This window comes from Streptomyces sp. NPDC057136, assembly GCF_042670885.1.
Taxonomy (GTDB): domain Bacteria; phylum Actinomycetota; class Actinomycetes; order Streptomycetales; family Streptomycetaceae; genus Streptomyces.
Genome location: NZ_JBHUUV010000010.1, coordinates 42,161 through 53,300, shown reverse-complemented (window position 1 = coordinate 53,300; position 11,140 = coordinate 42,161). Strand labels below are relative to the sequence as shown.

Annotated in this window: 8 protein-coding genes; 7 read left to right on the top strand and 1 reads right to left on the bottom strand. The window is 68.7% G+C overall.

Annotated elements, in window-relative coordinates; genetic code table 11:
- The first annotated feature begins 60 nt into the window (after window positions 1-60).
- Genes sufD through ACFT7S_RS15025 form a run of 6 tightly spaced genes read left to right on the top strand, consistent with a single transcriptional unit; the run spans window position 61 to window position 4,410 of the window.
- Window positions 61-1,242, top strand: a complete 1,182-nt coding sequence (gene sufD / locus ACFT7S_RS15050; protein ID WP_382731493.1) for a Fe-S cluster assembly protein SufD — start codon at window positions 61-63, stop codon at window positions 1,240-1,242.
- Window positions 1,242-1,559 (top strand): bifunctional 3-phenylpropionate/cinnamic acid dioxygenase ferredoxin subunit, encoded by a 318-nt coding sequence (locus ACFT7S_RS15045; RefSeq protein ID WP_185301523.1) that lies wholly within the window; start codon window positions 1,242-1,244, stop codon window positions 1,557-1,559. Before sufD ends, ACFT7S_RS15045 begins: the two co-directional genes overlap by 1 nt.
- A gap of 7 nt (window positions 1,560-1,566) precedes the next feature.
- Window positions 1,567-2,331, top strand: a complete 765-nt coding sequence (gene sufC, locus ACFT7S_RS15040; protein ID WP_382731491.1) for a Fe-S cluster assembly ATPase SufC — start codon at window positions 1,567-1,569, stop codon at window positions 2,329-2,331.
- Window positions 2,328-3,596, top strand: a complete 1,269-nt coding sequence (locus tag ACFT7S_RS15035; RefSeq protein ID WP_382731488.1) for a cysteine desulfurase — start codon at window positions 2,328-2,330, stop codon at window positions 3,594-3,596. The genes sufC and ACFT7S_RS15035 overlap by 4 nt, the downstream gene beginning before the upstream one ends.
- Window positions 3,597-3,622: 26 nt before the next feature.
- Window positions 3,623-4,078, top strand: coding sequence for a Fe-S cluster assembly sulfur transfer protein SufU (gene sufU / locus ACFT7S_RS15030; protein ID WP_382731485.1), 456 nt, complete (start codon window positions 3,623-3,625; stop codon window positions 4,076-4,078).
- Window positions 4,075-4,410, top strand: a complete 336-nt coding sequence (locus ACFT7S_RS15025) for a metal-sulfur cluster assembly factor (RefSeq protein WP_173312305.1) — start codon at window positions 4,075-4,077, stop codon at window positions 4,408-4,410. Before sufU ends, ACFT7S_RS15025 begins: the two co-directional genes overlap by 4 nt.
- Before the next feature lie 89 nt (window positions 4,411-4,499).
- Here the strand turns inward: ACFT7S_RS15025 and ACFT7S_RS15020 are convergent, their stop codons facing one another.
- The gene (locus tag ACFT7S_RS15020) at window positions 4,500-7,610 is read right to left on the bottom strand and encodes an EAL domain-containing protein (RefSeq protein ID WP_382731483.1); all 3,111 of its coding nucleotides are present in this window, start codon (window positions 7,608-7,610) and stop codon (window positions 4,500-4,502) included.
- Window positions 7,611-7,847: 237 nt separating this feature from the next.
- Here ACFT7S_RS15020 and ACFT7S_RS15015 point away from each other — a divergent pair, with 237 nt between their 5' ends.
- A complete protein-coding gene (locus ACFT7S_RS15015) occupies window positions 7,848-11,132 on the top strand; it encodes an amino acid adenylation domain-containing protein (RefSeq protein ID WP_382731480.1) in 3,285 nt (1,094 codons plus the stop codon).
- The last annotated feature ends 8 nt before the right edge of the window (window positions 11,133-11,140 follow it).

Here is an 11,140-nt window from a genome sequence, read left to right as displayed (position 1 = left end):
TACGCCTGCCCGACCGCGTCCCCCGACTTCTTGACTGAGAAAGCGAGCACTACGACAGCCATGGCTGAGGCTCAGAACATTCCGGCGGGGTCCACCACCGCCGGGTCCATCGCGGTGGCCGCCGAGTCGACCGTCGCCACGCGCATGAGCGCGCCCCCCTCCTTCGACGTCGCGGACTTCCCCGTCCCGCACGGCCGTGAGGAGGAGTGGCGGTTCACTCCGCTGGAGCGCCTTCGCGGGCTGCACGACGGCACCGCCGTCGCCACCGATGGCGCCGTGAAGGTCGCGATCGAGGCCCCGGAAGGGGTCACCGTCGAGACCGTCGGCCGCGAGGACTCGCGGCTCGGCAAGGCCGGCACCCCGGTGGACCGTGTCGCCGCCCAGGCGTACACGTCCTTCGCGCAGGCGTCGGTCGTCACGGTCGCCAAGGAGGCCGTGCTCACCGAGCCGATCCGGATCGCCGTGCACGGCGAGGGCGGCGTCGCCTACGGCCACCAGCTCATCGAGCTGGGAGCCTTCGCCGAGGCCGTCGTCGTCATCGACCACACGGGCGACGCGGTGCTCGCCGCCAACGTCGACTACGTCCTGGGCGACGGCGCCAAGCTCACCGTCGTCTCGGTCCAGGACTGGGACGGGACGGCCGTCCACGTCGGCCAGCACAACGCGCTGATCGGCCGGGATGCCTCGTTCAAGTCGATCGTCGTCACCTTCGGCGGCGACGTCGTCCGCCTCCACCCGCGCATCAGCTACGCGGCCCCCGGCGGCGAGGCCGAGCTCTTCGGCCTGTACTTCACCGACAAGGGCCAGCACCAGGAGCACCGCCTCCTCGTCGACCACAACACCCCGCACTGCAAGTCCAACGTGGCCTACAAGGGCGCGCTGCAGGGCGACGGTGCGCACGCCGTATGGATCGGTGACGTGCTCATCCAGGCCAAGGCCGAGGGCACCGACACGTACGAGATGAACCGCAACCTCGTCCTCACGGACGGCGCCCGGGTCGACTCCGTGCCGAACCTGGAGATCGAGACCGGCGAGATCGTCGGCGCCGGCCACGCCTCCGCGACCGGCCGTTTCGACGACGAGCAGCTCTTCTACCTCCAGTCGCGCGGAATCCCCGCCGAGGAGGCCCGCCGCCTCGTCGTGCGTGGCTTCTTCGCCGAGCTCGTCCAGCAGATCGGCCTGCCGGACGTCGAAGCGCGTCTCCTCGACAAGATCGAGACCGAGCTGAAGGCGTCCGTCTGATGGCCTTCGTCAAAGCCTGTGCGCTGAGTGAGCTGGAGGACGACACCCCCAAGCGGGTGGAGCTCGACGGCACGCCGGTGTCCGTGGTGCGCACCGAGGGCGAGGTGTTCGCGATCAACGACATCTGCTCGCACGCGAACGTCTCGCTGTCGGAGGGCGAGGTCGAGGACTGCATGATCGAGTGTTGGTTGCACGGATCGAGTTTCGATCTGCGTACCGGCAAGCCGTCCGGCCTTCCCGCGACGCGCCCCGTTCCCGTTTACCCCGTAAAGATCGAAGGGGACGATGTGCTCGTCTCCGTCACCCAGGAGACCTGAGTCACCCATGGCAACGCTTGAAATCCGCGACCTGCACGTCACCGTCGAGGCCGACAACGCCACGAAGGAGATCCTCAAGGGCGTCGACCTGATCGTGAAGCAGGGCGAGACCCACGCCATCATGGGCCCCAACGGGTCCGGCAAGTCCACCCTCGCGTACTCGCTCGCCGGTCACCCCAAGTACACGATCACCAGTGGCACGGTGACCCTGGACGGCGAGAACGTCCTGGACATGACCGTCGACGAGCGCGCCCGCGCCGGTCTCTTCCTCGCCATGCAGTACCCGGTCGAGATCCCCGGTGTCTCGGTCTCCAACTTCCTGCGTACCTCCGCCACCGCCGTCCGCGGCGAGGCGCCCAAGCTGCGTACGTGGGTGAAGGAGGTCAGGGAGACGATGGCCGGCCTCCAGATGGACCCGGCCTTCGCCGAGCGCAACGTCAACGAGGGCTTCTCCGGCGGTGAGAAGAAGCGCCACGAGATCCTTCAGCTGGAGCTCCTCAAGCCGAAGATCGCCATCCTCGACGAGACCGACTCCGGCCTCGACGTCGACGCCCTGCGCGTCGTCTCCGAGGGCGTCAACAGGGTCCGCGAGACCGGCGAGGTCGGCACCCTGCTGATCACGCACTACACGCGGATCCTCCGTTACATCAAGCCCGACTTCGTGCACGTCTTCGCCAACGGCCGTATCGCCGAGTCCGGCGGCGCCGAGCTCGCCGACAAGCTGGAGAACGAGGGCTACGAGGCATATGTGAAGGGTGGCGCTTCCGCGTGACTGATGCCCGACAGGGGCTCTCCGGCCTCCTCGACACCGAGGCGATCCGCAAGGACTTCCCGATCCTGGACCGCACGGTCCACGACGGCAAGAAGATCGTTTACCTGGACAGCGCGGCGACGTCGCAGAAGCCGCGCCAGGTCCTCGACGCGCTCAACGAGTACTACGAGCGGCACAACGCCAACGTCCACCGCGGTGTGTACACCATCGCGGAGGAGGCCACCGCGCTGTACGAGGGTGCTCGCGACAAGGTCGCGGCCTTCATCAACGCGCCGAGCCGCAACGAGGTGATCTTCACGAAGAACGCCTCCGAGTCGCTCAACCTCGTGGCCAACATGCTCGGCTGGGCCGACGAGCCCTATCGGGTGGACCGCGACACCGAGATCGTCACCACGGAGATGGAGCACCACTCCAACATCGTGCCGTGGCAGCTGCTCTCGCAGCGCACCGGCGCGAAGCTGAAGTGGTTCGGCATCACCGACGACGGCCGCCTCGACCTGTCCAACATCGACGAGATCATCACTGAGAAGACGAAGATCGTCTCCTTCACCCTGGTCTCGAACATCATGGGCACGATCAACCCGGTCGAGAAGATCATCCGCCGTGCCCAGCAGGTCGGCGCGCTGGTCTGCATCGACGCCTCGCAGGCGGCCCCGCACATGGTGCTCGACGTGCAGGCGCTGCAGGCGGACTTCGTGGCCTTCACCGGTCACAAGATGGTCGGCCCGACCGGAATCGGCGTGCTGTGGGGACGGCAGGAACTCCTGGAGGACCTTCCCCCGTTCCTCGGCGGCGGCGAGATGATCGAGACCGTGTCGATGCACTCGTCGACGTACGCCCCCGCGCCGTACAAGTTCGAGGCGGGTACGCCCCCGATCGCCCAGGCCGTCGGCCTCGGTGCGGCCGTGGACTACCTCTCGGCAATCGGCATGGAGAACATCCACCGCCACGAGCAGGCGATCACCGAGTACGCGGTGAAGCGGCTCCTGGAGGTCCCGGATCTCAGGATCATCGGCCCGTCGACGGCCGTGGACCGTGGCGCGACGATCTCCTTCACGCTGGGTGACATCCACCCGCACGACGTGGGTCAGGTCCTGGACGAGCAGGGCATCGCCGTCCGGGTCGGTCACCACTGCGCGCGGCCGGTATGCCTGCGGTACGGAATTCCTGCGACGACGCGAGCGTCGTTCTATCTGTACTCCACGCCCGCCGAGGTCGACGCCCTGGTGGACGGTCTCGAACACGTCCGGAACTTTTTCGGTTAAATGCCACAACTGCTGAGGGTTGACTGGTGAAGCTTGATTCCATGTACCAGGAAGTGATCCTGGACCACTACAAGCACCCCCACGGGCGCGGCCTGCGGGACGGCGACGCCGAGGTGCATCACGTCAACCCGACGTGTGGCGACGAGATCACGCTCCGGGTGAAGTACGACGGCGAGACGATCGCCGACATCAGCTACGACGGCCAGGGCTGCTCCATCAGCCAGGCCAGTGCCTCCGTGCTGAACGAGCTGCTCGTCGGCAAGCAGCTCGGCGAGGCGCAGAAGATCCAGGGCGCGTTCCTGGAACTGATGCAGTCGAAGGGCCAGCTGGAGCCGGACGACGCGATGGAGGAGGTGCTGGAGGACGCGGTCGCGTTCGCCGGTGTCTCCAAGTACCCGGCCCGGGTCAAGTGCGCGCTGCTGAGCTGGATGGCGTGGAAGGACGCGACGGCGCAGGCGCTGTCCGAAGGGAAGACCGCATGAGTGAAGAGACAGTCGCACTGAAGCCGGCCTCCGAGGAGGAGGTCCGCGAGGCGCTGTACGACGTAGTCGACCCCGAGCTGGGCATCGACGTCGTCAACCTGGGCCTCATCTACGGCATCCACGTCGATGACGCCAATATCGCCACCCTCGACATGACGCTGACGTCCGCGGCCTGTCCGTTGACCGATGTCATCGAGGACCAGGCGAAGTCCGCGACCGACGGCATCGTCAGCGAGTTGCGGATCAACTGGGTCTGGATGCCGCCGTGGGGCCCGGACAAGATCACGGACGACGGACGCGAGCAGCTGCGCGCGCTCGGATTCAACGTCTGACCTGTTCGGACGTGGGTCCGCTGCGGGGCGTCTCTCCCTTGTCGAAGGGAGAGACGCCCCGCAGTGCTGTCCGCTACACGCCCAGCCGCTTACACGCCCAGCCGATGCGAGGAGCGGACGAGGCGCTCGGCATCGGCGGCCTCCATGGGCTGCGCGAAGAGGTAGCCCTGCCCGAGCGGGCAGCCCAGGGATGCCAGCAGATCGCGCTGCGTCCTGTTCTCGATCCCTTCGGCGATCACCACGATGCCCAGCGTCTCGGCGATGTTGGCGATGCCTTCGATGAGAGCGTACTGCTGAGTGGACACCCCCAGGCCGTCGATGAAGGACTTGTCGATCTTGAGGATCTTGATGGGGAACTCGCGGAGGTAACTGAGCGAGGAGTAGCCCGTTCCGAAGTCGTCGATGGCGATGCGGATGCCGAGGTCGGTCAGTTCCTTCATGTCGTCCAGGACGTTGTCACCGCGGGCCATCAGCACGCTCTCGGTCAGCTCCAGGACAAGTGACTCAGGACCGATCCCCGAGGTTTCGAGCGCCTGCCGGGCCATGTCCACGAACCCGGCGTCGCGGAACTGCCGGGCGGAGACGTTCACGCTGACATAGAGCGGCATGGCCGGTCTGTTCGGACGACGGGTGTCGTCCGCCGGGTGGGCGCTGCGCCACCGGGCGGCGTCGGCCGCCGCCTGGCGCAGCACCCAGGCGCCGAGCGGGACGATCTGGCCGCTCTCCTCGGCAAGCGCGATGAACTGCTCGGGGAGCACGACACCCCGGGTCTTGTGCGGCCAGCGCACCAGCGCTTCGAAGCCCACGAGTTCGCTGCTGGCCAGATCGACGATCGGCTGGTAGCGCACGGCGAACGACGTCTCGACGACGGTGGCGTCCAGGGACTCCTGGAGCTCGTGACGCTCCAGCAGGTCGCTCTGCAGCCTCGGCCGGTACCTGCGCCACTGGCCCTTCCCCGCGGTCTTGGCCGAGTACAGTGCCAGGTCGGCGTGGGCGAACAGTTCGTCCGCGTCGACGCTGTCCTCCGTGGTCGCGACCCCCACGCTGATGGACACGTTGACCATGCCCGAGGACAGCCTGAACGGTTCCCTGAACGCCTCGATGACGTGGTCGCTGAACGTCTCGACGTCGCTCGGGGCCATCGAGTCCCCCGTGAGCATGGCGAATTCGTCACCGCCGATGCGCGCCACGGTGTCGGACGCCCGGATCGTGGTGGCCAGCCGCAGCGACACGGCGACGAGGAGTTCGTCGCCCACGCCGTGCCCCAGCGTGTCGTTGATGACTTTGAAGTCGTCCACATCGACGAACAGCACCCCGATCACGGCGCCCTCGCGCTGACCTCGTGTCAGGGCGTGACTGGTCCGGTCCTGGAAGAGCACCCGGTTCGCCAGACCCGTCAGGGAGTCGTGGAAGGCACGGTGCGTGAGCTCGCGTTCGAGCCGGCGGCGCTCGGTGACGTCCTGCAGGGTCAGGACGAGCCCGCCGACGGTGGGCTCGTCCCGCAGGTCGCTGCACCGCACCTCGACCTCGATCGAGGCCCCGTCGCTCCGCCGTACGCGCCAGTCCTCACGCCGGTCCGACCAGTCGCGGGTGCGCATGTCGGCCAGCATCCGGACCATGGCCGGGGTGTCCCCGGGCGTGACGAGATCGGTCAGCCGGTGCCCCTCCAGGGCCGGGTAGCCGAGCACCGGCAGCGCCGAGGCGCTGGCGTAACGGATCCGTCCGTCGGCGTCCAGGATCAGAATGACGTCCGATGCGTTGTGCACGAGTGTTCGGAAGTACGCCTCGCTGTCCCGGCGGTTGATCTCCTCGCCGAGACTGATGCGCTCGACGGCCAGCACTGCCTGGGCGGCGAGGGTCGCCAGTGTGGTCCGTGTGTCGAGGAGTTCACTCTCGACACCCGACACCGCCAGGGCGCCGATCGGCATGTCGCCGGAGGGACGGTCGAGGACCAGGGGGCACAGCAGTGCGCTGGGGGCGGCCGGGAGTCCCGCGGTCATGCCCGGACCCAGATCGGAGAAGGGCAGGGGGCGCTGTTCGCGGACCGCGGGCAGCGCGAGCACCTCGTCGAGGCTACGGAGCGGTGCCGACGCGTCCCCGCCGCCGTCCTCGCGGACGATCCGCAGCTCCTCCTCGACGTCACGGACGGCGAGAACGGCATTGCGGCGCGGGCTGCGCATCAGGGTCGTGGCCGTGCTCTCGACTGCCTCCGCGACCTCTTCGACGGTGCGTGCCCAGGCCAGCGACTCGATGCCCGCCCGCAGGACACGTTCCCTGGCGACCGCCTTGCGATGGTTCGTCACCACGCCTGCCAGCCGCGCGAGCACAAGGAGGAAGAGGACGGCGGAGAACGCGCCGACGACCCGGGCATCGGCTCCGCCTCCGTTCCCCGGGTCGAGCAGCAGCATCAGGGGGGCGATCAGAGACGCGAGAGTCAGCAGTCCCAGGCGCGCGGGCGCGAGCGTCGGCGGCTGAACGGGGGCGGGCCGGGTCAGCGTCACCATGGACGGATGCAGCGCGGCGGCGCCCCAGCAGGTGTAGAGGACCGCCCAGCCCAGGTCGACAGCGGTGCCGATGCGCCAGGTGCCGTTGAGCTGGATCAGTCCGAACAGGACGTCGGAGGTGAGAATCCCAAGGGTGCCGACAGTCAGCAGCTGAAGGGAGCGGCTTCCTCCGGTGCGGGGTGCGAGCAGGCGCGCCAGCATCGCCAGTACGAGGAGGTCCCCGAGCGGATACGCGATGGAGAACGCCTTCTGGACCCAGGTCAGTTCGGGGCTGCGCACATACGGGACGATCAGGAAGATCCATGAGAGCAGCGCCAGACCGGCCGTCAGGATCAGACCATCGATCAGACTGCCCCGGTCGCGGCTCGCCGTCCGCCATCGGATGAAGCCCAGCACCCCCGCCGCGTAGAGCGGGTACTGCGCCAAATAGAAGCCGTCGGCAATGGACGGGAACGGATTCACCTGGTGCAGATACTGGGTGTAGACGACGTTCATCAGCTCGCCCGTGAGGAAGCTGAGATTCGCGGCGGCCAGCAACAGCCAGGAAACGTAATGCGAGGGCCGGTTGAGAACGACGCCCACCAGAATGGCGAGGACTCCGCTGAGTCCCATCACCCCCCACCAGATCAGCCGGTGGCCGGGAATGACGTAATAGAGGGAGGTGAGGAGAGCCATCCACGCGAAATAGCCGATCATGAGACGCTGGCGTCCCCTGGGGGGCAATTCGCTGGTCAACAACCCAGCCACCTCCTGATCGGCGTCCGTAGTCGCTTTACGCAAGCATTATTTCAAGCGTTCCACAGGATTGCCGAACGGGCCAATTGTCGTTCTTCCGGAACCTCGCAACCGCCAAATCCCGCGCGGCGTGCTCATTGTCACCGCATCGTGCATCATCGGAAGTGCGTGACCATCACTGTTCAGGAGGTCCGGATAGTGAGCAACCCCCGTAGCCTCCTGCCGCAGGACGCCGCATGCCGGGTCCTCGTCAACGAGGCGGAGCAGTACGCGATCTGGCCCGCCGAACTCCGGATCCCGGCCGGCTGGTATCCGGTGGGCGGGCCCGGCTCCCGGGCCGAGTGCCTGGCCGCCGTGGAGACCCTGTGGACGGACATGCGCCCGCGCGGTTCCCGTCCACGCGGAGCCGAGGGGACATGGTCCGCCGGCCGGCGGGGCGAAGACGCCCCCGCCGTCTCCGAATCCCTGCGCGGGCACGCGTCCCGGCACCCGGGCGCGATCGCGGTGATGGCCGACGGGGACGAGCTCTCCTACGGCCTGCTGGACCGCCGTGCCAGCCAGCTCGCCCACCGGCTGAACGCCCTCGGGGTGACGAGCGAAGGGGTGGTCACCCTCTGCATGGAGCGCAGCGCGGACCTGGTGACCGGGATGCTGGCGGTGCTCAGGAGCGGCGGGGCCTTCCTGCCGGTCGACCCGGGCTTTCCGGCCCGCCGCTCGGCACTGCTGGCCGAGGAGGCCGGTTCCCGGGTGGTGCTCACCACCCGGGAGCACGCCGGGACCTTCGCAAGCGGTCCGGGCCGGGTCCTCCTCATGGAGGACTTCCTCGCGGACGCCGCGGCCTGGTCCACCGAGCCGCCGAGGGCCGGCCCCAGGGCCGACGACCTCGCCTACGTGATCCACACCTCGGGATCGGCGGGCCTGCCCAAAGGGGTCATGGTCAGCCACGGCTCACTGCGCGGCGTCCTGTCAGGAGTGGCTGCCGCGTACGGACTGTCCCCGGGCGACCGCGTACTGCAACTGGCCGCGCCGGGCTTCGACACCTCGATCGAGCAGATCTTCGCGACGCTCATCAGCGGGGCGACGCTGGTCCTCGGCGGACGGCGCACCTGGGCGCCGACCGAGCTGCTGCACCGGCTGCCGGAGCACGGGATCACCGTGGCGGACCTGACGCCCGCCTACTGGCACCAGCTGCTCAAGGTCGCGGAGGACGACAGCGAGGCGCTGCGCTCCGTGAGGCTGATGATCGTGGGCGGCGACGCGGTGCTCCCGGACGACTGCCGCACCTCGTTCCGCAGAATGCCCGCCGCGCGCCTGGTCAACGCCTACGGGCTGACGGAGGCCACCATCACCTCGGCGCTGTGTGTCCTGACCGAGGAGCTCCTGCCCCCGCACGCCCGCGGACCGACACCGATCGGCCGGGCCCTGGCGGACACCCGTATCCATGTCCTGGACCGGCATCTGCGGCCGGTGCCGCCGGGACGCAGGGGCGAGATCTACATCGGCGGCAGCGCACTCGCCCGCGGCTACTGGCGACAGCCGGGCCTGACCGCCGAGCACTTCCTGCCGGATCCCTACGGCCCGGTCCCCGGCGAACGGATGTACCGCACGGGCGATCTCGGGCGGTGGCGTCCGGACGGGAACCTGGAGTTCCTGGGACGGACGGACCGCCAGGCGAAGGTCTCCGGTTTCCGGGTCGACCTCGCCGAAGTCGAGTCCGCGGTCGCCGCCCATCCGGCGGTCGACCGGGCGGCCGTGGTGGTACGGGACCGGGGCGACGGCGACAGAGCACTCGCCGCGTACTACACACCGGTGCTGCCACCGCCCGCCGGAGGAGGGACCTCGGCGCAGATCAGGTCGTTCGTCGCGGGGACCGTCCCGGGACACATGGTCCCGGCGACCCTCACCGCCGTTGGGGAACTCCCCGTCACCCACAACGGGAAGATCGACCACCGGGCGCTCGCGAGCCGCAGGACGGCACCGGCCGGGGGCGACCGGGCGGAACACCCGTCCGTGCTGACCGCAATGGCGCAGTTGTGGGCGCAGATCCTGGACGTCGGCGACGTGGGCCCGGACGACGACTTCTTCGAGCTGGGCGGTAATTCCCTGCTCGCCATGGAGATGCTGGCGCGCGCCCGCATCATGTTCGGTATCGGCGTGACGGAGATCCGCAACCTGACCCGCTCGCTCCTCCACGACGCCCATCTGCACGCCTTCGCCGAGGTCGTACAGTCGGCGAGGGCAGGCACCGCGGACGGCGCGCCCGCGCCGCCCCCGGACTTCGACGCCGAGGCCGACCTGCTGAGGATGCCGGTCCGCCGGGCGGCCACCCGCGTCCCGCAGCCGGAGCGCCCGACGGAGATCCTCCTCACCGGCGCGACGGGGTTCTGCGGAACACACCTGCTCGGCACGCTGCTGGCGTCGACGCGGGCGAGGATCCACTGCCTGGTGCGTGCGCCGGACGAGGATCACGCCCTGGAACGTATCCGCGGCGCGCACCAGCGCTACCTTCTGCGGGACCTTCCCCCCGACCGGGTCCTCCCGGTCGTCGGCGATCTGGCGAAGCCGCTCCTGGGGCTGCCGGAGGACCGGTTCGAGCACCTCGCGGCGGCGATGGACCTGGTGTACCACTGCGGTGGCCAGGTCAACTTCATCTACCCGTACGCCGAGTTGAGAGAGGCGAACGTCAGCGGCACCCGGGAGATCATCCGGCTCGCGGGGGCGCTGCGCTCCATTCCCGTCCACTACATATCCAGCATGGCGGTGCTCGCCGGCCTCGGGGTGGCGGGCATACGGCACGCCACGGAGGAGACCCCGCTCTCGCACGCCGGGTATCTGGGGGTGGGGTACGTGGAATCCAAGTGGACCGCCGAGAAGCTGCTCCACAGCGCCGCGGCCCGGGGACTGCCGGTCTCCATCTACCGTCCCAACGACGTCACGGGGGACCAGGCCACTGGAGTGATGAACACCGGCACGGAGATGTGCGCGCTCATCAGGTTCATCGCCGACTCGTCCTTCTTCCCGGACGTCGACCTGCCGCTGGACTTCATTCCGGCGGACTGCTTCGCCCGCGTGGTCACCCATGTCTCCACCCGGCTGCCCGCCACCGGGAACGTCTACCACCTCACCAATCCCCGGGTCGCGATGATCGGCGACCTGGCGTACCGGCTCGGCGCACGCGGCTATCCGGTACGCAAGCTGCCCTACGACGCGTGGGTCCACGAACTGGTGGGGTACGCCGCGGGCCACCCGACCCACCCCGTCACCCCGTTCGTCCCGTTGTTCGTCGACCGGTGCGAACACGCAGACATCACGGTCGCGGAGATGTACTTCCAACGGAACTTCCCCTCCACGACGCGGTCGAACGCCGAACGGGCCCTGCGTGGCACCGGCATCGGCATTCCCCCCGTGGACGCCGCACTGCTCGACCGGTACATCGGCTCGTTGCTGGACGACGGCTATCTCGCCCCGCCGCAGGGTGGCTGAGGAGAGGA